This is a genomic window from Streptomyces sp. NPDC043726, from assembly GCF_056436565.1.
In genome coordinates this window covers 106611-127891 of the sequence record NZ_JBWKCI010000019.1, presented here as the reverse complement: position 1 = coordinate 127891, position 21281 = coordinate 106611, and the positions used below count along the sequence as shown (strand labels likewise).

At 72.7% G+C, this 21281-nt stretch carries 18 protein-coding genes; 8 read left to right on the top strand and 10 right to left on the bottom strand.

Annotated elements, in window-relative coordinates; all coding sequences use genetic code 11:
* Positions 1-137: 137 nt before the first annotated feature.
* On the bottom strand, positions 138-689 hold the full coding sequence (locus tag AC068Z_RS38490; protein ID WP_478567055.1) for an FHA domain-containing protein: 552 nt from the start codon (positions 687-689) through the stop codon (positions 138-140).
* Positions 690-862: 173 nt separating this feature from the next.
* Here AC068Z_RS38490 and treZ point away from each other — a divergent pair, with 173 nt between their 5' ends.
* Positions 863-2611: a malto-oligosyltrehalose trehalohydrolase gene (gene treZ / locus AC068Z_RS38485; protein WP_478567052.1), complete on the top strand. Its 1749-nt coding sequence runs from the start codon at positions 863-865 to the stop codon at positions 2609-2611.
* 35 nt (positions 2612-2646) lie between these two features.
* Here treZ and AC068Z_RS38480 read toward each other — a convergent pair whose 3' ends face one another.
* The 4 genes from AC068Z_RS38480 to AC068Z_RS38465 all read right to left on the bottom strand — a co-directional run bounded on the left by AC068Z_RS38480 (position 2647) and on the right by AC068Z_RS38465 (position 6585).
* Positions 2647-3597, bottom strand: coding sequence for an aminoglycoside phosphotransferase family protein (locus tag AC068Z_RS38480; RefSeq protein WP_478567050.1), 951 nt, complete (start codon positions 3595-3597; stop codon positions 2647-2649).
* Positions 3598-3647: 50 nt separating this feature from the next.
* Complete coding sequence (locus tag AC068Z_RS38475; protein WP_478567047.1) at positions 3648-4772, bottom strand: aminopeptidase P family protein; 1125 nt, start codon at positions 4770-4772, stop codon at positions 3648-3650.
* 249 nt (positions 4773-5021) lie between these two features.
* Positions 5022-5600, bottom strand: coding sequence for a PDZ domain-containing protein (locus tag AC068Z_RS38470; RefSeq protein ID WP_478567044.1), 579 nt, complete (start codon positions 5598-5600; stop codon positions 5022-5024).
* 100 nt (positions 5601-5700) lie between these two features.
* Positions 5701-6585, bottom strand: coding sequence for a LysR family transcriptional regulator (locus tag AC068Z_RS38465; protein ID WP_478567041.1), 885 nt, complete (start codon positions 6583-6585; stop codon positions 5701-5703).
* An 88-nt stretch (positions 6586-6673) separates the two neighbouring features.
* On the opposite strand from AC068Z_RS38465, the gene AC068Z_RS38460 reads away from it, so the two are divergent.
* Both AC068Z_RS38460 and AC068Z_RS38455 read left to right on the top strand, forming a co-directional pair.
* Positions 6674-7387, top strand: a complete 714-nt coding sequence (locus AC068Z_RS38460; protein ID WP_478567038.1) for a CTP synthase C-terminal region-related (seleno)protein — start codon at positions 6674-6676, stop codon at positions 7385-7387.
* A 49-nt stretch (positions 7388-7436) separates the two neighbouring features.
* On the top strand, positions 7437-8987 hold the full coding sequence (locus AC068Z_RS38455; protein WP_478567035.1) for a hypothetical protein: 1551 nt from the start codon (positions 7437-7439) through the stop codon (positions 8985-8987).
* Between the two features lies 1 nt (position 8988).
* Here AC068Z_RS38455 and cyc2 read toward each other — a convergent pair whose 3' ends face one another.
* Positions 8989-11187 (bottom strand): germacradienol/geosmin synthase Cyc2, encoded by a 2199-nt coding sequence (gene cyc2, locus AC068Z_RS38450; protein ID WP_478567032.1) that lies wholly within the window; start codon positions 11185-11187, stop codon positions 8989-8991.
* Between the two features lie 167 nt (positions 11188-11354).
* On the opposite strand from cyc2, the gene AC068Z_RS38445 reads away from it, so the two are divergent.
* From AC068Z_RS38445 to AC068Z_RS38435, 3 genes are read left to right on the top strand one after another with little or no spacing between them, the layout of a single operon-like run.
* Entirely contained in the window at positions 11355-12611 is a 1257-nt protein-coding gene (locus tag AC068Z_RS38445; RefSeq protein WP_478567030.1) for an endonuclease/exonuclease/phosphatase family protein, read from the top strand.
* Between the two features lie 46 nt (positions 12612-12657).
* Positions 12658-13554: an alpha/beta fold hydrolase gene (locus AC068Z_RS38440; RefSeq protein ID WP_478567027.1), complete on the top strand. Its 897-nt coding sequence runs from the start codon at positions 12658-12660 to the stop codon at positions 13552-13554.
* Complete coding sequence (locus tag AC068Z_RS38435) at positions 13551-14813, top strand: cytochrome P450 (protein ID WP_478567024.1); 1263 nt, start codon at positions 13551-13553, stop codon at positions 14811-14813. The genes AC068Z_RS38440 and AC068Z_RS38435 overlap by 4 nt, the downstream gene beginning before the upstream one ends.
* On the opposite strand, the gene AC068Z_RS38430 is transcribed toward AC068Z_RS38435, so the two are convergent.
* The 3 genes from AC068Z_RS38430 to AC068Z_RS38420 all read right to left on the bottom strand — a co-directional run bounded on the left by AC068Z_RS38430 (position 14785) and on the right by AC068Z_RS38420 (position 17636).
* Positions 14785-15969 (bottom strand): damage-control phosphatase ARMT1 family protein, encoded by a 1185-nt coding sequence (locus AC068Z_RS38430; protein WP_478567021.1) that lies wholly within the window; start codon positions 15967-15969, stop codon positions 14785-14787. The two genes, AC068Z_RS38435 and AC068Z_RS38430, sit on opposite strands and share 29 nt — an antisense overlap.
* Before the next feature lie 34 nt (positions 15970-16003).
* Positions 16004-16651, bottom strand: coding sequence for a ScbR family autoregulator-binding transcription factor (locus AC068Z_RS38425; RefSeq protein WP_478567018.1), 648 nt, complete (start codon positions 16649-16651; stop codon positions 16004-16006).
* Between the two features lie 70 nt (positions 16652-16721).
* Positions 16722-17636: a ScbA/BarX family gamma-butyrolactone biosynthesis protein gene (locus tag AC068Z_RS38420; RefSeq protein ID WP_478567015.1), complete on the bottom strand. Its 915-nt coding sequence runs from the start codon at positions 17634-17636 to the stop codon at positions 16722-16724.
* Between the two features lie 176 nt (positions 17637-17812).
* On the opposite strand from AC068Z_RS38420, the gene AC068Z_RS38415 reads away from it, so the two are divergent.
* On the top strand, positions 17813-18481 hold the full coding sequence (locus AC068Z_RS38415) for a ScbR family autoregulator-binding transcription factor (protein ID WP_478567012.1): 669 nt from the start codon (positions 17813-17815) through the stop codon (positions 18479-18481).
* Entirely contained in the window at positions 18478-19338 is an 861-nt protein-coding gene (locus AC068Z_RS38410) for an NAD(P)H-binding protein (RefSeq protein WP_478567009.1), read from the top strand. The genes AC068Z_RS38415 and AC068Z_RS38410 overlap by 4 nt, the downstream gene beginning before the upstream one ends.
* Before the next feature lie 81 nt (positions 19339-19419).
* Here AC068Z_RS38410 and AC068Z_RS38405 read toward each other — a convergent pair whose 3' ends face one another.
* Positions 19420-21219 (bottom strand): S8 family peptidase, encoded by a 1800-nt coding sequence (locus tag AC068Z_RS38405; RefSeq protein ID WP_478567006.1) that lies wholly within the window; start codon positions 21217-21219, stop codon positions 19420-19422.
* Positions 21220-21281 lie beyond the last annotated feature (62 nt).

Genomic DNA, 21281 nt, shown 5'->3' with positions numbered 1-21281 from the left:
CCGGTGCCGTCGATTCACCTGATGTGCATGGGGTACGCACAGTCAGTCACGAGTTCAGCGGCACGTCAACACCCCTGCATGCAAAGGGATTTCCCCCACCGCACCCGGTAAAGCCAAGGCCAGAGATAAGGTTTGGCTCAGTTCGCGGCGAGCCGGAAGGCCATCTGCCCGAACCCGACCTGGTCCCCCTCGCGGACGACGGCCGCCCCGATGACGCGTCGGCCGTTCACCGTCGTGCCGTTGGTCGAGCCGAGGTCACGCAGCACCCACATGCCGCCCTGGCGGGTCAGCTCGGCGTGCACCCGGGAGACCGTGTCGTGGGTCAGCCGCAGACCGTTCGCCGGGTCGCGTCCTATGCGCAGCGGGTGGCCGCCGCCGGGGTGGGGCAGCAGCAGCTTGGGCAGCCGCTCGGCCTGCCAGGCCCTGCGCAGCCGTACGCCGAAACCGGAGACCGCCTCGACGGTGCCGAAGACCAGACGCGAGAGCCGGCTCTCCTGGGGCAGGTCGGCGGTGAGGGCGAGCAGCTCGTCGGAGCGGCGGGCGACGAGGGCGAGTTCCATGCGCCGGATGAACGTCTCGTGCGACAGACGGCCCATGGCGACGCCGTCCCTGAGCACCTGCAGCGCCTTGTCGCGCTCCGCGTCGGAGAGCCGCGCGGGGTACGTGTTGAACTCGAAAGACGACGTCACGCTCGTGATTGTCGGTCAGCCGCGCCGGGGTGTCCAGAAAACGGGAGAACGGCCGCCACGCGCGCGTACCGACGACACCCACCGTAAAAGGGAAGATTCACAAACGGATTGATCTCGTTTGCAGCACCATGGACGGGGCTACATCACGGTGAGCAGACGAAGGGGAACCGTCCGTGCAGTTCGAGGTGTGGGCACCGCAGGCCGACCGTGTGACGCTCCATTGCGGGGAGGACACCACCCGCGCGTTGGAGCGCGATCCGGAGCGAGAGGGCTGGTGGCGGGGGGAGGCGGAGGCCGAGGACGGCACCCGGTACGGCTACGCGCTCGACGACGGTCCGGTGCTGCCGGACCCCCGTTCGCGCCGTCAGCCCGAGGGGCCGGACGGGCGGAGCGCGGTCGTGGACCACGGCCGGTACGTCTGGCGCGCCGAGTGGGCCGGACGCCCGCTGCCGGGCGCGGTCCTCTACGAGCTGCACGTGGGCACGTACACCCGCGAGGGCACCCTGGACGCGGCGGCCGAGCGGCTCGGGCACCTCGTCGAACTGGGGGTCACCCACGTCGAGTTGATGCCCCTGTGCCCCTTCCCCGGCCGCCACGGCTGGGGGTACGAGGGGGTCTCGTTGTGGGCGGTGCACGAGCCGTACGGCGGACCCGAGTCGCTGAAACGGTTTGTCGACCGGGCGCACGAACTCGGCCTCGGAGTCGTCCTCGACGTCGTGCACAACCACCTGGGTCCGTCGGGCAACTACCTGCCGGTCTTCGGGCCCTACTTCACCGAGACCCATCACACGCCCTGGGGCGCCGCCGTCAACCTGGACGCGCCCGGCTCCGACGAGGTGCGCGACTACTTCGTGGGCAGCGCGCTGGCGTGGCTGCGCGACTACCGGCTCGACGGACTCCGGCTGGACGCGGTGCACGCGCTGCGCGACACGCGCGCGTGCCACTTCCTGGAGGAGCTGTCGACGGCGGTCGACTCCCTCGCGGGCGATCTGGGCCGGCCGCTGTTTTTGATCGCCGAGTCGGACCTGAACGACCCGCGGATCATCACCCCGCGCGAGGCGGGCGGGCTCGGGCTCCAGGCCCAGTGGAACGACGACTTCCACCACGCCCTGCACACCGCGCTGACCGGCGAGTCCCAGGGTTACTACGCCGACTTCGGGCGCTCCCCCCTCGCCGCCGTCGCCAAGACCCTCACCGGCGGCTTCTTCCACGACGGCGCGTACTCCAGCTTCCGCGGGCGGCACCACGGGCGCGCCCTGGACCGCTCGCGGGTGGCCGGGCACCGGCTGCTGGGGTACAGCCAGACCCACGACCAGGTCGGCAACCGCGCCCAGGGCGACCGGCTCGCCGCGAACCTCTCCCCCGGCCTGGTGGCCTGCGCGGCCACGCTGACGCTGACCGCGCCGTTCACGCCGATGCTGTTCATGGGCGAGGAGTGGGCGGCCGGCACGCCCTGGCAGTTCTTCACCGACCACACCGACCCCGAACTCGCCGAGGCGGTACGGCGGGGCAGACGCCGGGAGTTCGCCGCGCACGGCTGGGCCGAGGAGGACGTGCCCGACCCGCAGGATCCGGCGACCCGCGACCGCTCCTGCCTGGACTGGTCCGAGCCCGACCGCGAGCCCCACGCGCGCGTGCTGGCCTGGTACCGCCGGCTCATCGCCCTGCGGCACGAGCAGCCCGACCTCACCGACCCCGACCTCGCCGACATCAAGGTGGCGTACGACGAGGAACAGCGCTGGCTCGCCTTCCGGCGGGGGGACGTGCGGGTGGCCGTCAATCTCGGCAAGGAGGCGGCGCGCATCCCGCTGGGCCCCCGTCAGGCGCGCGTACTGGCCGCGTGGGAGCCCGTGGAGGCACCCGGCGAGGAGGGAGAGCTGCACCTGCCCGGTGAATCGTGCGTGGTGCTGCTCCAGGAGTGAGCCGGGGGTGGGGAAGGCGGGCCGCGTGACCGGGCTCAGGTCTCGCCCTCCGGGGGGTCGTCGCCCTCCCGCAGCTCGGTCACCCGCTCCAGCAGGATCGCCTCCCACGCCAGCTCCAGCTGGTGCCTCAGCTGGGGCAGCGGGCCTCGGTCCGTGCCGTCGAGGGACTCGGCGAGGCGGACGACGGTGTCGCAGCGGGCCAGCCACAGGCCGCGCAGGCAGGGCCGGGCGCCGTAGCCGGCCAGGGTGGCGGCGCGGACGGCGGCCGGGGAGCCGACGGCCCGGGCGAGCCCCGCGATGTCCTCGGCGGGGTCGCCGACGACCGTGTCGGTCCAGCCGAGGACTCCGCGCACCCGCCCGTCGGCGCTGACCACGAGGTGCTCGCCGGTCAGGCCGTGGTGGACGAGGACGGCGCTGCCGGGCTGGGCCGCGAGCTGGACGGCGGCCGACGGGGTGAGCTGGTGCAGCCGGGTGGGGTCGAACTCGTCGGCCGCCGAGAGGCGCGCGGCGGCGCGTTCGGCGGCCCGGCGCAGCCCTTCCAGGGACCGTGGTCCGGTCCGCGGCACACCGAGCGACTCGGCCTGCCGCACGGGGACCTCGCGCAGCCCGGTCAGCAGCCCGGCCAGGTCGGCCTCGCCGAGGGCGGACACGTCGTGCACCTCGGCCGAGCCGCCGGGCAGCTTGGTGTCCAGCGTGTAGGTCAGGCCCGGCGCCCACTCGCCGTACGCGACGCTCGTGGGTACGGCGACCGGGACGTGCGGGCGGACGAGGTCGCGCAGCCGCAGCTCGCGGCGCTGGCGGACGGCGGCCTCGCGGTCGGGCGCGAGGCGCAGCACATGGCGGGTGCCGACCCACCAGGTGGCGGCCGCGCCGCCCGCGGCGACGGGCCGGACCTCGGGTCCTGCGGTGTCGTCCGCGCCCTCCTTGAGCAGGGAGCGGACGAGTCGGCGGACGGTGTCCGCGGTGGGTGTCGGTGCCTGGGTCATGGGTCGCGCCGTTTGTCGCTGGAGGGGATGCAGGGACTGCTGAGGGCCGTTCAGTCCACTATGACCAGCTCATGGGTCGTGTCGTTGAGGCGCCGTCCGCCGTCCTCGGTGACCGTGACGATGTCCTCGATCCGGACCCCGAAGCGCCCGGGCAGGTAGATGCCCGGCTCCACGGAGAAGCACATCCCTGGCACGAGGGGCTGTTCCTCGCCCTCGATCATGTACGGCGGTTCGTGCGTGGTGACGCCGATGCCGTGGCCGGTGCGGTGGATGAAGTACTCGCCGTAGCCGGCGTCCGTGATCACCGCGCGGGCGGCCCGGTCGACCTCCTGGCAGGCGACGCCGGGCCGTACGGCGCGAAAGCCCGCCTCCTGGGCCTCGCGCACGATCGCGTGGATCCGGCGCTCCTCGTCGGTGGGCTCGCCGACGTGCACGGTGCGGGAGGTGTCGGAGCCGTAGCCGCCCAGGAGGCCGCCGAAGTCGAGGAGGACCATGTCGCCGCGCTCGATGATCCGGTCGCCCGTGTCGTGGTGGGGGTTGGCGCTGTTCGGCCCCGAGGCGACGATGGTGAAGTCGACCGTGGTGTGCCCGTGCTCGCGCAGCAACCGGGCCAGGTCCGCGGCGACGTCGGACTCCGCGCGCCCGGCGAAGGGAACCTTCCGGATCTCCTCGTACGTTGCGTCAGCGGCCGCGCCCGCGGCTGCCAGCCGTTCCAGTTCCGCCGTGTCCTTGACGGCCCGGAGCATCGGCAGGGCCTCGGTCAGGGAGGTGTAGGAGGTGCCGGGCAGGGTGCGGGTCAGGGCCAGCAGGTGCGCGGCCCAGGCGTTGTCGCTGATGCCGAACCGGCCGCCGGAGTCGAGCAGGGCGGCGGTGGCGGCGTAGGGGTCCTTGCCGTCGGTCCAGTCCCGCAGGGCCAGCGCGGGCCCGCCGGGCGCCTTCGCGGCGTCGGGGGCCTCCAGCGCGGGGACGACCAGGGCGGGGTCCTGACCGGGGACGAGGACGAGCAGCGTGAGCCGTTCGCTGACGTGCGGCGCGTAGCCGGTGAGCCACACCAGGTCGGGTCCCGGCGCGACGAGCAGCCCGGCGAGACCGGCGTCGGCGGCCGCCCGCGCGGCGCGCTCCATCCGGGCGCGGTAGTCGTCGGCGGTGAAGGGAGCGGGCGTACGGGCGGTCATCCGGGCCTCCCTGGGCGAGTGAAGGTGACGGGCAGCATCCTGCCCGCATGGCGGGGGCGGCGCGAGCCGGTCGGCGGAGCCGGTCTCATCCGTCCAGGGCCGTCCGGACGCCGAGTGCCCCCACCGGCAGGTGCGGGGCGCCGTCGGGGGCGAGAGTGGTCGGCATGGGGCCCATGGTGGCCTGGGCGCGCCTTTGGGGACAGTGGTTTTACGGGACCTGAGTGACCGGTGAGGTCGGGGCACGGGTCCTCAGGTGACGACGCCCGGGACAACCGTCAGCTGCTGATAGCCGCCGCTCTCATGACGCACCGTCAAGGTGACCTCGGTGCCGGGGCGGGCCTCGGCCACCGCGCGGGCGAGATCGGCCGCCGTGTCGACCCGGGTCGTGCCGAAGACGAGGAGGACGTCGCCGCGGACCAGGCCCGCCGAATAGCCGGGCCCGGGCACATGGACGCCGACGACCTCGGCGCCCGCCTTCTCGGCGTCCACCGCCTCCACGCCGAGGGTCGCGGTGACGGTCTCGGCGGTCGGGCCCGGCGTCGCCACGAGCGTGGGCCGGGGCTCCACCGGGGCCGAGCGGGTGCCGGGCGGCGGAGGCGCCTTCCGGAGCTCGGCGAGCTTGCTCATGCCGATCACCGTGGCGCCCACCGTGCCGAGTCCGACGCCGGACAGGACCAGGACGGCGCCGACGAACAGCGCGAACAGCAGGGTCCTGAGCCGGCGTCCGCGCCGGCGCGCGGCGTGCGGGCGCCGGGCGGCTGCCGCCCGGGTGCCGCCGCCGGGCTCCTGGCCGGGCATCGGCTTGGGACGCAACGCGGTCTGTTCCATGGCTCGCCTCCGGCCGGAGCACTGGGGATCGTCTCCGGCTGGAGGACTACCCGGGGCGCCGGCGCACGACGTGCCACGAACGAGTGAGACTGACCCGGCGTCACAGGCGGAAGTCCCCTCCCGCGCGGGAGGTCAGCGCGGCCGCCAGCTCCTGCGCCGCTCCCCGGAGCGAGCCGGCGTGCACCAGCTCCGTGCGGTGGACGAGCCGCGGTGCGGTGACCGGGACGGCGGCCGCGCCCGGGACCCCGGTCGCGAGAGACCAGGGCAGCAGGGTCAAGCCGTGCCCCGCGGCGGCCAGCGCTGCGAGGACGCGCACGTCCGTGCCCTCGTAGCGCAGCGACGGGCGGAAGCCCTGGCCGCCGCAGGCCGCGCGGAGGTGCGCGAGCGGCAGTCCCGCGTCGGGGGCGTCCAGCCAGCGGGCGTCGGTGAGATCTCCGAGGCGCAGACCGGGGCGCCGGGCCAGTGGATGCGTCTCGGGCAGCAGCACGCACACCGGCTCCTCACCCGCCCCGCGCGTGGTGAGCGGTGCCACGTCGGGCAGCCGCAGCGGGTCGCTGGGGGCGGCCAGGCCGTCGACGAGGCCCAGGTCGGCGGTGCCGGTGGCGACGGCCGCCGGGATCTCGTCCCGGGCCGGTGTCCTCAGGGTCACCCCGGCGGCCGGGAGCGCGGCGAGGACCCGGGGGCCGAGGGCGGTCGGCGCTGCGGCGAGGGTCAGCCCGTGCGCGGGCGCGCCCGCCATCCGTACGACGTCGGCGCGGGCCGCGTCCAGGCGCAGCAGCAGGGGACCCGCGTGCTCCAGGAGGCGCTCGCCCGCCGCCGTGGGGGCGACGGGCCGCCGGGTGAGCAGCGGGGTGCCCAGGTCCTGTTCGAGGGCCGCGATGTGCTGGGACACCGCCGACTGGGTGTAGCCGAGGGCGCGTGCGGCCTCGGAGAAGGAGGACAGGCGGGCGACGGTGACGTAGGTGCGCAGCAGATGCGGGTCCATGACGGCCAGGGTGTCATCAGCTCCGCTTATCGATGATGCAGGGATCATCGTTGGACGTGAACTCGGCCCGGCGCCCAGGATGAGGGGCATGACCGAGACCTGCGCACGGATCGCCCTGGTCGGCGACCGCTCCCCCAATGTCGTGTCCCACACCCGGATCCCGTTGCTGCTGGACGCCCTCGCCACCCGCGAACGGCTGGTCCTCGACGCGTACTGGATCCCGTCCGAGGAGGCCGGCGAGCCGGGCGCGGTGGACGGCTTCGACGCGGTGTGGGTGGTGCCGGGCGGCCCGTACCGCAGCGAGTCCGGAGTGCTCGCGGCGATCCGCACGGCCCGCGAGCGGGGCATCCCGTTCCTCGGGACCTGCGCCGGGTTCCAGCACGCGCTGCTGGAGTTCGCCCGCTCGGTCTGCGGGCTGACCGGCGCGGCGCACGCGGAGAACGACCCGTCCGCGAAGGAGCCGCTGATCGCGCCGCTGGCCTGTTCGCTGGTGGGTCACGAGGGCGTGGTCGTGGTCGAGCCGGACTCGCTCGCGCAGTCCGTCCTCGGCTCGGAGCGGACGGTGGAGCGCTACTTCTGCGCGTACGGCCCGGCCCGGCACCTCGACACGCTGAGCACGCACGGCCTGCGCTTCTCCGGGCGGGACGAGGAGGGCGGGGTCCGGCTGGCCGAACTGCCCGGCCACCCCTTCTTCCTGGCCTCGCTCTTCCAGCCGGAGCTGTCCGGCGACGGCTCCCGTCCGCATCCGATGGTGACGGCGTGGGCCCGGGCCGCCGTCGAACACGCACGTCAGCCCGCCTGAGCCGGGCTCGCGGAGTCCGTTGTCAGTGGGGGCTGTTACGTTCTGTGACATGACCGATCACGCCCTGCGCATCCTGCGCCAGGACCCGCGCCTGGCCGAACTGGCCGCGTCCCCCTTCGACTTCGACCCGCGCCGCGCGTCCCATGGCCATGTCGAGCCGGTCCGCCTCGCCTCCGGCGGCCCGCTGGAGGTCGTCGCGGGCACCGGCGCGGGCGGTACGTACTTCGTGTGCGCGGACGGATCGGTGCTGTACGCCGACTCCGAGGGCGGGGCCGGGATCATCGGCTCGAGTGTCGACGAGGCGCTGGAGACGGTGATCGGTCTGCCCGGCTGGTTCGATTTCGTGGATCTCTCGCCCGCCGACGGTGAGCGGGCGATTCTCGCCCGGTTCGCGGAGCACGAGGCGGAACTGCGCGAGTACCACGACCTCGACGCGGTCCGGGCCGAACTCCGGGCCGCCCTGGGTCTCCCCGAGCGGTCCCCGGTGGAGCTGGTCACCCGGCTGCACACCGCGCTCCTGCGCACCGAACCCGACTTCGTGCTGCTCACCGAGGAGGAGGGGTTCGCCTACCGGCTGCTGGACGAACACCCGCGGCCACCGCTGTGGGAGCCGGTGCTGGCGCCGGGTCGCGCGGACCTGGCCCGGTTGCGGGCGGACGGCACCCGCGCCGGGTGGGACACGGTGGCCGGTGATCCCGTACGGCGTCGACTCGTCCTGCGGGCCGCGCAGTTCGACCGGGCCGACGGTGACCTGGAGCTGCTGAGGCATCTGCTGTCGCGCGAGAGGGAGTCGTCGATGACGGACGAACTCCGGCTCGCCGCCGTCCTCGTGGGGCGGCACGGGGACGTCGCCGATCTGCCGCTGCTGCACGAGGTCCGGGAGACGGACTTCGACACCCATTGCGGCCTCAGCGAGATGCCCGGGCCGGGCGCGGAGGCAGCCGAGCTGGTGCGGTGGGCCGAGGAGCTGGACGAGTGGTTGTTCGGCGCGGATCCGGCGGACGAGGCGCTGACGACCTGGACCGAACTCGCCCTGGACCAGGGGATGACCGAGCTGGCCCGGGTGGCGCTGATCCGCGCGCTCGACGAGATCTTCCTGGATCAGAGCGTCCTGCTGAAGCCGGGCGATCCGGCGCGGTGGGAGACGGGACGGATCAGCTGGATCGCCGGAGAACTGGAGCGGGCCGGCGACCTGCCCCAGGCGCTGCGCGCGCGACGGCTGTACGCCACGCTCCAGGAGACGGCGTGGGACCGCATCTCGGCCCGCGTGGACCAGGCCCGGCTGGAGCGCCTGTGCGGACAACTTCCCCAGGCCATGGACACTTTGGCGGCGATACGTGGCCTCCTGGCCGACCCGGGCGACGATTCCCTGCGGCACTGGGCCCGGGCGAACTTCGGCCGTTTCATCGCCCAGGAGCACTACGCCCTGACCCGGGCCCTCGCCGACGCGAGCCACGCCGACCCGGACCTCGCGGAGCAGGCCCGCACCTTGCTCACCGCCGCCGACGCGATACTCGGCGAGCTCTCGGAGTTCCCCGCGAAGGGTGTCCGGGAGCTCGCCGAGGAGACCGCCGAGCGCGTGCGGGACGTCAGCCCCTGACTCAGCCGACCGGCAGGGCCGGCAGAGCCGACGGCCGGTCCGGCAGGAAGCCGTGGGTTCGGCGGGCCAGGTGCTCGGACTTGTAGCGGTCGACCTCGCGGTGCCAGTGCAGGATGCCCGCCATCCAGTTCTTGAGGTCGCAGACGTACGCCCCCATGGCGTCACGGGCCTCGGCCGAGAGGCCGAAGTCGTCGTACACCACCGGCAGTTCCTGGGCGACGACGTGCTCGAACTGCCGCATCCGCTGGGTCATCAGGTCGTGCACGACACCGAGGGCGGCCGGGTAGTCGCAGCCGAAGAAGTTCTGCACGACGAGGATCGCGTTGTGGATCTCGCCCTCGTACTCGATCTCCTTCTGGTACGAGAAGACGTCGTTGACGAGGCAGGCGTAGTCGACGGCCGCGTTCTCCAGGGAGCGCACGGGACCGCTGCGGTAGACCTCCGGTGGTACCGCCGGGCCGTGACCCATCCGGCACAGGGCCGTCGTGAGGTCGGCGCCGAAGGTGGCGCGGCGCATCTCCAGGTAGTCGACCGGGTCGGGGATGCGGTGCTGGAGCTGGTTGGACACCTCCCACACCCAGCTCTCGGTCATGACGTTCACCGCGTCCCTGAGGGTGCGCCGCTGCTCGGGCGTCATCGCGGCGGTCGTCCGCGCCCACAGGTCGACCAGTCCGCGTTCCATGGCGCCGGCGGGGACGAGGGCCGCCTCGCCGTCGACGGGCATGCAGTCGGCGAGGCGCCGGGTGGTGAGCCGGGCGGCGGCCAGATCGCGGCGACGGCCGAAGACGAGGGGGTAGTAGTCATCGCCGTAGGTGCCCCAGGCGAGCCAGGCCGCGCTGAGGTCGAGGGCTTCCTCGGTCGCGTCGGGATCCATGCCGGCCGAGCACAGGGCCAGGTCGGCGGCGGCGAGCCTGTCCTCGTCCCAGACACCCTCCGCCAGCAAGCCCATGCGCCCGCACCAGTCGGTGAGCCGCTGCCGGGCGCCCGGCAGATGCGGGCACAGCTCGACCTGGAAGGGCATGTGGATGTCGGGGATCACGGACGGCCCGACCTTCTGGTACGGCACATGTGTGTAGGCGCGCAGCCTCCCCCACTGTCCGAAGGGCGTGGGAGGTGCCCCCATGGCCCCGGCGGAGGCGAGCAGGGCGCCGACGTCGGCGGCGGAGGTGCCGGGCCCGGTGAGGCCGTCCCAGGGGTCGGTGGAGCGGGCGCGTCCGTTCATGTACCGGCTGGAGCGCAGGTGCCAGGCGTGGCCGCCGGACTGCCAGTCCTGCAGGCCCAGGGTGTACGCGGCGACCGCGGCCACCTCGTCCGGGGGCAGGCCCCGCTCCAGGGCCAGCGCGGGGACCTCGGTGAGCGCGGTGTGCTCGAACTGGTGGAGGCGGGAGGTGAGGACGTCGTTGACCATGTCCGCCGCCTCCTGGGTCGTACAGCCGAAGAAGGTCTCCAGGACCAGGACGCCGTTGCTGAGTTCGCCCTCGTCCTCGACCTCGCGCTGGTAGGAGAACAGGTCGTTGCGCAGGTGCACGCCGTCGGAGAAGGTCTCCATCAGCACCCGCAGGGGCCGGGAACCGGCGACCGACTCCGGGACCTCGGCACGGGCGTACTCCACCAGGCCCGCCGACCAGGGGGCGCCGCCCACCTTGCGGCGCATCTCGATGTACTCGACGGGGTTGGCGATCCGCCCCTCGTTGATGTTGGACAGCTCCCACATGGACTCGTTGAGCAGATGCTCGGTGGCCACGGCGAAGCGGCGGCGCCAGCCCGCGGACATCGCCGGGACCGTGCGCGTCCAGAGGTCGGCGAGGCCGGCCTCCACCGGGTTTCGGGGCTCGGGCATCGGCGTCGCGTCGTCCATGGGCATGAAGAGCGCGAGCCGGTCGAGATGGGCCTTGCCGGCGGCGCGGTCCTGGGTGCGCTTGTACATGTCCAGGAAGTGGTCGTCGAAGAAGAAGACCCAGACGTACCAGTCGGTGATCAGGGAGAGGGCGGGGCCGTCGCATTCGGGGTGGGTGTAGGCGCAGAGCAGGCCGTAGTCGTGTGCCTCGAGGTCGGACCGCTCCCAGATCCCGGATCCCTCCAGCATGCCCATCTCGCGCGCCCAGGCGGTCGAGTGGGCGCGGGCCTCTTCGACGTGGGGGTTGAGCCGCGCGGGATACGGCATGTAGAAGTGCGGGAGTTCGAAGGGCTGCTGCGTCATGGCCGGGCACTACCCGGTGGCCCGTACAGCCATCCGTGCGCCGGGACATGATCACACCATCGCGTGAATCCGGGATGAACCGGCGGCCTCCCAGGGGCCCTTGTGGCGTTCACCTCTACGCGCGCAGACTACGGAAGTTCTCGCGTCCCCTCCCAGCCGGAGTCCCGATGAACCAGACCGGATCCCTCTCCCGCCGCACCGCACTCGCCTCGCTCGCCGGAGCGGCGCTGGCCGGCACGGCGGCCTGGCCCGCCTCGGCCACCGAACGCCACTCCGCCGCCGAACGCCACTCCCGCGCCGTCCGGTTCGCCACGTTCAACGCCTCCCTCAACCGATCCGCCGAGGGCGCGCTCGTCGCCGACCTGTCCACGCCGGACAACACCCAGGCACGCAATGTCGCGGAGACGATCCAACGGGTCGACCCCGACGTCCTGTTGATCAACGAGTTCGACTACGTCGCGGGCGGCGCCGCGGTCCGGCTGTTCCTCGACAACTACCTCGCCGTCGGTCAGCGCGGGGCGCGGCCGGTGCGCTACCCGTACCACTTCACCGCCCCGGTCAACACCGGTGTCGCCTCCGGCGTGGACCTGGACGGCCGCAACGGCGCGGTGACGACGCCCGGTTCGGACGCGTACGGCCAGGACGCCTTCGGGTACGGCTGGTTCCCCGGGCAGTACGGCATGGTCGTGCTGTCCAAGTACCCGATCCACACCCGCGCGGTGCGCACCTTCCAGCGCTTCCTGTGGAAGGACATGCCCGGCCACCTGATGCCCCCGGGCTACTACAGCGCCGAGGCGACGGCCGTCTTCCGGCTCTCCTCCAAGAGCCACTGGGACGTACCGGTGCGGATCGGCCACGAGACGGTGCACTTCCTGGTCTCGCACCCCACCCCGCCCACCTTCGACGGCCCCGAGGACCGCAACGGCCGCCGCAACCACGACGAGATCCGGCTGTGGGCCGACTACGTCGGCGGACGCAGGCGCGGTGCCTACCTCTACGACGACCGGGGTGTGCGCGGCGGCCTGCGGCCGGGAGCGCGCTTCGTGCTGGCCGGTGACCAGAACGCCGATCCGCTCGACGGGGACAGCTACGACCACGCCATCCGGCTGCTGCTGGACCACCCGGCGGTCCGCCCGCCCCTCACCCCGCCCGCGAGCGCGGGCGCGCCCGAGGCGGCATCGCTTCAGGGCGGCGCCAACGCCTCGCACAGCGGCGATCCGGCGTACGACACCGCGGACTTCAACGACAACGCCCCCGGCAATCTGCGCGTGGACTACGTCCTGCCCTCGCGCGGACTGGTACCGGGCGCCAACGGCGTGTTCTGGCCGACGTCGGCCGATCCGCTGTACCGGCTGGTGGGCGGCGGGTCGAACGTCCCGACGTCGGACCACCGGCTGGTGTGGCAGGACGTGTACGTCCGCTGAATCCCGTGCTCTTGCCGAGCCAGGGCGGGAGGGCCACCGTAAGCGCATGACCTCCTTCACGCTCCCGCACGAGCTGCACGGCGACGGTGCCCACAAGGTGTTCGCGGTGCACGGCTGGTTCGCCGACCGGTCCGCGTACGCAAGCGTCCTGCCGGATCTCGACGTGACGTCCTTCACCTACGCGCTGGTCGATCTGCGCGGCTACGGCGAGGCGAAGGACGCCGTCGGGGCGTACTCGACGGCCGAGGCGGCGCAGGACCTGCTGGAGCTGGCCGACCGGCTCGGCTGGGAGCGGTTCTCGGTCGTGGGGCATTCGATGGGCGGGGCGGTGGCCCAGCGGCTGCTGGCCCTGGCGCCGGGGCGGCTGCGCCGGATCGTGGGGGTCTCCCCGGTGCCCGCCTCGGGGCTGCCGCTCCCCGCCGAGCAGTGGGAACTGTTCGCGGACGCGGCCCACATGGCGGAGAACCGGCGGGCGATCATCGACTTCACCACCGGCGGCGTCCGCCCCGCCGCCTGGCTGAACCGCATGGTCGGCCGGTCCCTCGCGGTCAGCGATCCGAAGGCGTTCCGGTCCTGGCTGGACTCCTGGGCGGGGGAGGACTTCCACGCCGAGGTGGCGGGCGCCCGGGTGCCCGCGCTGGCCGTCACGGGCCGCCTCGACCCGGCGCTGTCGGCGGCGCTGCTGCGCGAGACCTGGCGGCGCTGGTATCCGTACGGCGAGGTGCGGGAGCTGACTTCGGCGGGGCACTACGCGATGGACGAGACGCCGCTGGAGCTGATCCAGATGGTGGAGGCCTTCCTCGACTCGGACGACGAGGACGAGCCGGACGGGATGGACGAGCCGGACGGGATGGACCAGCCGGACGATCCGGCGGAACAGGCGGCGCCGGGAGGGCCGGTCGCGCCGGCCGCGGCAGAGGCGCGCGAGGGCGAGGAGGCGTGACCTTCCGGCCGTCCCCGCCCGTCCCCGACGTCTTCGATCCCCGGCAGTACGCCACCGGCGTGCCCCACGCCGCCTACCGCGTCCTGCGCGACCACCACCCGGTGGCCTGGCAGGACGAGCCCGAGGTGCTGGGCTGGCCCGCGGGGCCGGGCTTCTGGGCGGTGACCCGGCACGCGGACGTGGTCCAGGTGCTCAAGGACCCGCTGACGTACTCCTCCCATCTGGGCGCCACCCAGATCCGGGACCCGGACCCGGCGGACCTGCCGTTCATCCGGCGCATGATGCTCAATCAGGACCCGCCGCAGCACGGCCGGTTGAGAAGGCTGGTCAGCCGGGCCTTCACGCCGGGCCGCGTCGACCGTTTCACCGCGGTCGCCGAGAAGCGCGCCCAGAGCCTGTTCGCGCAGGCCCTGGAGACGGCCGGAGAAGGGGACGGCACGGTCGACCTGGTCACCGCCGTCACCGACGACTACGCCCTGCTCAACCTGGCCGACCTGCTCGGCGTCCCGGAGCGGGACCGCGGGCTGCTGCTGCACTGGACGCGGCGGGTCATCGGCTACCAGGACCCGGACGAGTCCGGCGAGCCGGTGCTGGACCGGGCGGGCAGGCCGGTCAACCCGCGCTCCCCCGCGATGCTGCGGGACATGTTCGACTACGCCCGCGAACTGGCCGTGTACAAGAGGCGCTACCCGGCGGACGACGTACTCACGATCCTCGCGCACGACGCCGAACTCACCGGCCCCGAGCTGGAGATGTTCTTCTTCCTGCTCACCGTGGCGGGGAACGACACCGTGCGCTCGGCGGCACCCGGCGGACTGCTGACGCTGGCCGAGCACCCGGGGGCGTACAACCGACTGCGCGCCGGCGACATCGAACTGGCGCCCGCCGTGGACGAGTTGCTGCGCTGGCATCCGCCGGTGCTGACCTTCCGCCGGACCGCCGACCAGGACACCGAACTGGCCGGGCGGCGGATCAGCGCCGGGGACAAGGTGGTCGTCTTCCACGCCTCCGCCAACCGCGACGAGCGGGTCTTCGCCGAGCCCGACCGGCTCGACCTGACCCGCGCGCCGAATCCGCACGTCTCCTTCGGCGACGGCCCGCATGTCTGCCTGGGCGCGCACTTCGCCCGGCTGCAACTGCGGGTGCTGTACCGGGAGGCGCTGCGGGTGCTGCCGGTCCTGCGCGGCGCGGGCCCACCGGTGCGGCTGGTGTCGAACTTCATCAACGGCATCAAGTCGCTTCCCGTGCAGGTGCGTTGACCTGGACGAGGGCGTGGGTCCCGCTGGTGCGCCAGCGCTGTCCCTCGGCCTCGGTCAGGGCGGCCTCCGTCCCGGCGTCCAGGCCGGTGATCACCTCGGACTTCAGGGTGCGCAGGGCGGCGACCGGGCCGGGGAAGTACGCGGTGACGTCCGTGAAGTCGGTGGTCGGCGGCCACCTGCGATCACCCACCAGACGGCGGTAGTTGAGATCGCCCTTGAGGACGGTCAGCGTGGCCCGCGCGAGCTCCTCGCGGAGGTCGCCGGGCATCCGCTCGTACGGCAGGGGCGCGCAGGAGAAGGGGTGCGCGCGGACCGTGAGCCGGCCGTCGGTGAGCGCCGCCCACAGCGTCTCGCCGTACGACCGTGCCGCGCCGGTCGAGGACCTCAGCCGGCGCAGGGCGTCGAGTACGTCGGCCGGGGTGGCGTCGGAGACGAAGTACGGGTACGGCTTGACGTGCAGCACGGCCCGCTCGACGCGCCCGGTGTTCAGGAGGTGGGCGATCAGCAGCAGGTCGGGGACGAGTTCGCGGCCCGCGTTGTCGGCGACGAGACACAGCAGGGGTGCGGGCGTCAGCAGGGACCACAGGGCCGTGCTGTCGTCGGCCACCAGGGGCGGGGTGCCCGCCGGCGTCGTACCGCCCGCGTCGGACAGCCGGAAGCCGAGGTCGGCGCGATTGCCCCACAGGGAGCCGTGCAGCAGGGCCCGGTCCCGCTCCTGCGGGGACAGTTCGGCGAGGCCGTCGAGCGCGGCCAGCTCCTCGTCCGTCTCCGCGGAGTCGAGCTCGGCCAGTTTGGCGGGGCGGAAGGGGTCGACGCCCTGCCAGGCGCCGGGGGCGAAGTAGGCGACGGCGTCGAGGAGCCGGCGGTAGAACCAGCTCTCGGCCCACAGCCACGGTACGGCGGTCCAGGGGCGGCCCGTGTGTTCGGCGAGGCCCCACTCCTGCCAGCGGTCCCGGTCGTGGGCGTCGGCGGGGAGCGGTTCGATGACGCCCTTGGTGCACTCGTCGAGGAGTACGTCGAGCGCGGCCCGCCGCTCGGGCCCGTACGGGAAGGCCTCGCGCACCTGACGGATGATCGCCGGGTGCCGTTCGGTGAGGACGGAGTGCGGGAAGGACCCGGGTTCGTCGCCGAGGATGACAGGCGGGGTGTCGTGCATACGGCCGACCGTACCGCGCCTCGGTCGTCCCGCCTCAGCCCATCCGGGCCTCCCGCTCCAACTGGTTCGCCAGCGTGAGATAGCGCGGCCTGCGCGGCACCGGGACCATGCCGCGGATCAGGAACTGCCACATCTCCGCGACCCGCCGCGGCTGACGGGCGACGGGTTCGAGGGAGCGGCCGACCACCCGGGTGCCCACGAAGAAGCAGACGAGGGAGTGGGCCGCGGCGTCGATGTCGACGTCCGGATGGACGTCCGACTCCTTGACCGCGCCCACGAGTTTGCGGGACGCGATGTCCAGCCACTCCGTGAAGGGGTGCTGCAGCGGGGCCTTCACCGCCACTCCCCCGGTGGCCAGCCGGAGCCCGGCCCGCGGGATCGGCCCCTCCACGGACATGCGGCTGATCCCGAACGTCGTGCGCATCAGCGCTTCCAGGGAGGAGTAGCCGCGCACCTCCATCTCCCCGGCGATCTGCCGGAAGGCCTGCGACTGCAGTTCCATGATCGCGCGGGCCAGGTCCTCCTTCGCCGCGAAGTGGAAGTACAGGGCGCCCTTGGTGACTTGGGCGTGCTCGACGATGTCGCTCAGACTGGTCGATTCATAGCCGCGACGATCGAACAGGTCAGCGGCAGCGGTGATGATCGTCGCGCGGGTCTGTTCAGCGCGTAACTGCCTCGCCATCGGCTGGACTCTCCTGGGGCGGAAAAGAACGGGTCATGCCGTTTGTTTTTTACTCCCCGTACACAATAACTCACCGGACGACCATACCCACCCGGCATGCGAAGACTGCCGAGTCCCCCTGGATGCCGACGACTTGGACCTGACCCTCCGGACCCGGCTCCGCCTCGATCCATGTGGGCTGGTCCAGTTCGGCGTAGCGGTCGAAGGTCGCGTGGAACGACACCGGCGCGCACCGCCCGCCACCCACGACCCGGGCCGCCTGACCGGCCGCCTCCAGCAGCAGCATGCCGGGGACGTGATCGAGGGGATGATCGAAGAAAACGGGATGTGCGGTATCTACTCGCAACTGCCAGCGCCCCGGGCGGTCGGGGCGGGCGAGGACGACATCGGCGGGGACGGTACGGCCCACCAGGGCCGGCAGCGGTCCGGCCGGCGGGAGGGGCACGGCGTCGGCGGTGGCCGTACGGCCGCCGCGCAGCCTGCGGTAGACGGCCTCACTGGTCCAGGACGCGGCGAAGTAGGCGCTCGCCACCTGCGTGTCCTCTATGGCCACACCCGCCGTGAGGCGGAACGCGGCCACGCGCCCCGCGCGGTGGCGGACGTCGAAGATCTCGACGGCGACGGCCGCCTCGGCGGGCGCGGGGCCCACGGCGAGGTGCTCGGGCCGGGTGCTGACGCGCAACTCCTGGAGCACGAACCGGTAGCCGAGCGGTACGTCGTACTCGGTGTGGGCGAGAAGGGTTCCGCTCTGCCGGACGGTTTCGGTGACGAGCAGCGGCTCATATGCGGTACGGTCGCTCGACACGTGTAACTGGTGGGCCCGCGGCCACTGCGCCGCGACGTCGAAGCGGTCGGCCCCGATCCGGCGCCAGCCGGTGAGGAGGGTCTCGGCGACAGCCGCGCGGTGCACCAGCTGGCGGGGCACGGTGGTCGTGAGCGCCTCGGACGCCGTAGGGAAATCGGCGAGTCGCGGCATATGAGGCATGTCTCTCCCTGGCTCCCCCGACAGTGTTGACAGACGGCGAGGTGCCCGTGCCGTGAGCGCTAGAGTACGAGCCGACCGGTTTGTTTTCAATGAGACCAGGGTGACCAGGATCGGTACGCGTCCGGGCCGTCGTACTGTGGGCCATCCGGTCAACTCGGCGCTTCGGAGGGCCCCTTATGGCGAAGCAGGAACGCGCCATCAGGACGCGCAGAGCGATCCTGGAAGCCGCGGGCGCGGTGTTCGACGAGCACGGCTACGCCTCGACGACGATCTCCATGGTGCTGGAGCGGGCCGAAGTCACCAAGGGCGCCCTGTACTTCCACTTCCCTTCCAAGGAGTCTCTCGCCCAGGCCGTACTGGACGAGCAGGTGCCCTTCGGTGCGGTGCCGCCGCAGCCGTGCAAGCTCCAGGAGATGGTGGACATGAGCTTCGTCTACGGTCAACGGCTGCTGCACAACCCCTTGCTGCAGGGCAGTGTCCGCCTGACCGTGGACCAGGCCACGCCACCGGGCGTCGATCACAGCGGACCGTTCCGGCAGTGGGCGGACCATCTGGTCGACCTGCTGGAAGAGGCCGAGAAGCAGGGTGAGTTGCTGCCCACCGTCGTGCCGCGGGAGACGGTGGAGCTGCTGGTCGGGTCCTTCGCCGGCATTCAGCTGATGTCCCGGGCGCTGACCGGGCGGGAGGATCTCGCGCACCGCCTCTCGGTGATGTGGGCGCACATCCTGCCGAGCATCGCCGTGCCGGGGCTGCTGGGCCGGCTGGACACCGCCCCGGACCGGGGCGCGCGGATCCTGGCCGCGATCGAGGAGGAGGCCGAGCTGATGCAGGGGGCCGAACCATGATCCTGCTCACCGGAGCGACCGGAACCGTCGGCGGTCTCGTCGCCCGTCGGCTGCGCGGCACCGTACCCCTGCGGTTGCTGACCCGTCGGCCGGACCGGGCGTCGGACCTCGCCGGGCCCCAAGTTGAGGTCGTGGGCGGCGACTTCGACGATCCGGCGAGTCTGCGGGCCGCGCTGGCCGGAGTGACGTCCACACTGCTGGTCACCGCGAATCCGCTGACCCACGCCCATGACGAGCACTTCGTGGCGGCGGCGCGCGAGGCCGGTGTACGGCGGGTGGTGAAGCTGTCGGCGCTGGCGGTCACCGACCCCGACGCCGCGGACCTGATCACGGCCTGGCAGCGGCGCAACGAGCAACTGCTGCGCGAATCGGGGTTGTTGTGGACGCTGCTGCGCCCCCGCGCCTTCATGTCCAACACGCTGGGCTGGGCCATCTCCGTACGCGCGGAAGGTGTCGTCCGGGCGGCGGGCGGGACCGCGGTCAATGCCACCATCGACCCACGGGACATCGCCGAGGTGGCGGCACTGACGCTGCTGGACCCGGAGGACCATACCGGGCGGGCGTACGCGCTCACCGGCCCCGAGGCCATCAGCGCCGAGGACCAGACGAAGATCCTCGGGGAACTGCTGGAACGGCCGCTGGGCTTCGAGGAGTTGACCGAGGCGGAGGCCCTGCGCCGACTGCTCGGGCGGTATCCGGCGCCGATCGCCGAGGCGCTCGCGGAGAGCGCGGCACGAGGGCGGGCCGGGGCGAAGGCGCAGGTGGATCCGACGGTCGAGGAGCTGCTGGGACGGCCCGCGGGGAGTTACCGCCAATGGGCCCTCGACCATCTGGAGGCCTTCCGGGGCCGGGCATGACGACGGGCCGGCCGATGCCCCATCCGCACCGGCCGACCCGTCCGCTCTGGGGAACCCTCAGGGTTCACCTGTCCGGCTCGCTCAGAAGGTCAGCTTCCAGCTGTTGAGCGTGCCCGTGTCCTGCGCCGCCGTGTCCTGCACCCGCAGCTTCCAGGTGCCGTTCGCGGCCTCGGCGGAGGCGTTCACCGAGTAGGTGGTGTTGACGTTGTCCGCGGAGTCCGAGGAGCTGGCGGACTTCAGGCGGTACGTCGACCCGTCCGGGGCGACGAGGTCGATGACCAGGTCACCGCGGTAGGTGTGGGTGATGTCCACGCCGACCTGGAGCGCCGAGGGAGCGTTGCCGGTGCGGCCGGAGACGGTGATCGGGGACTCGATCGTGCCGTTGTCCGGGACCGCGACGGCCGAGGTGCTGGTGAAGGTGGTGCCCCCCGTGGAGCCGCCGGACCCGCTCACCGCCTGCACCGTCTTGGCCGCGTCGGCCAGGCCCGCGCCACAGCCGCCCGAGCAGGTACCGGCCAGCGGTCGCGAGTTGGTCTTGATCGCGGACTCGATCTGGGCCGGGGTCAGCGCGGAGTTCTTCGACTTCATCAGCGCGGCGAGACCCGCGACGTGCGGGGCGGCCATGCTGGTGCCCTGGTAGTACTCGTAGCTCTCCGCGCCGGGGCCCTGCGCGCCGGAGTTCAGCGTGGACAGGATGCCGTTGGTGGTGACGGAGTTGGTCTCTCCGCCGGGAGCGGCGATGTCGACGACCGTGCCGTAGTTGGAGTAGTAGGAGCGGTTGCCCTGGCGGTCGGCGGCCGCGACGCTGATGACGTTGTTGCAGCTCGCCGGCGAGTAGTTGGCCGCGTTCGCGTTGCTGTTGCCCGCCGCGACGACGACCGTGGTGCCGCGGTTCACGGCGGCGTTGATCGCGTTCTGGGTCGCGGTGGTGCAGGCACCGCCACCGCCGAGGCTCATGTTGATGACCTTGGCGACGTTGGTGTTGGCCGGGACACCGGAGACGGTCCCGCCGGACGCCCAGGTGATGGCGTCGATGATGTCGGAGTCGTAGCCGCCGCACTTGCCGAGGACCCGCAGCGGGGAGACCTTCGCGCCGTGGGCGACACCGGCCACGCCCTTGCCGTTGTTGGTGGCCGCGGCGATGGTTCCGGCCACGTGGGTGCCGTGCCAGGAGGAGTCGTAGGCCGGGTCGCCGGACTGGCACTCGTTCGCCGCGGTCCAGTCGCCCGGGTCCGCCGGGTTGCTGTCCCGGCCGCCGCCGTCGTTGGCGACCGTCGCGTCGGAGATGAAGTCGTAGCCGCCGACGATGTTCGCCGCGAGGTCGGAGTGGGCGACATAGCCGGTGTCGATCACCGCGACGGTCACCCCGGTGCCGGTGGCGAGGTCCCAGGCGCCCGGCACGTTCATGCCCGCGGTCGTCTCGAACAGGTCCCACTGCTTGGTGTACTCGGTGTCGTTCGGCGTGGCCAGCGGCTTGTTCAGCCGGTCCGCCACGACGTAGGAGACCTGCGGGTCGGCCTGGTACTCGGCGATGACGTCGGCGACGTCCGCCTTGGTCAGGTCCTCGCCGAGGTCGACGAGCGCGGCACCGGTGCCGAGGCGGCGCTCGAAGTCCAGCTTCTCGCCGGCCTCCTTGCCCTTGGCGACGGCGTCGGCGTCGGCGGCCTTGTTCGACTTCGCCTCGGCGGCACCGGACTTGTAGCCGACGATGAGACGCTCGGCCGGGGCGCCGGGGGCGGCCTCGGTGCGGGTGGCGGGGGCGTCCTGGGGGGCGGCGGAATCCTGGGCGACGGCGACCGAGGCGGTCGCGGCCGTGAACAGCGCGGCGGAGACCGCGGCGACGGATATCAGCTTCCGTCGCACGGAGGGAGAGGTACGCAAGGGCTTTGCCTTTCGTGGCCGTACTCCGGGCAGCGCGGAGCGGCGGTCGATGCGCTTCGTCC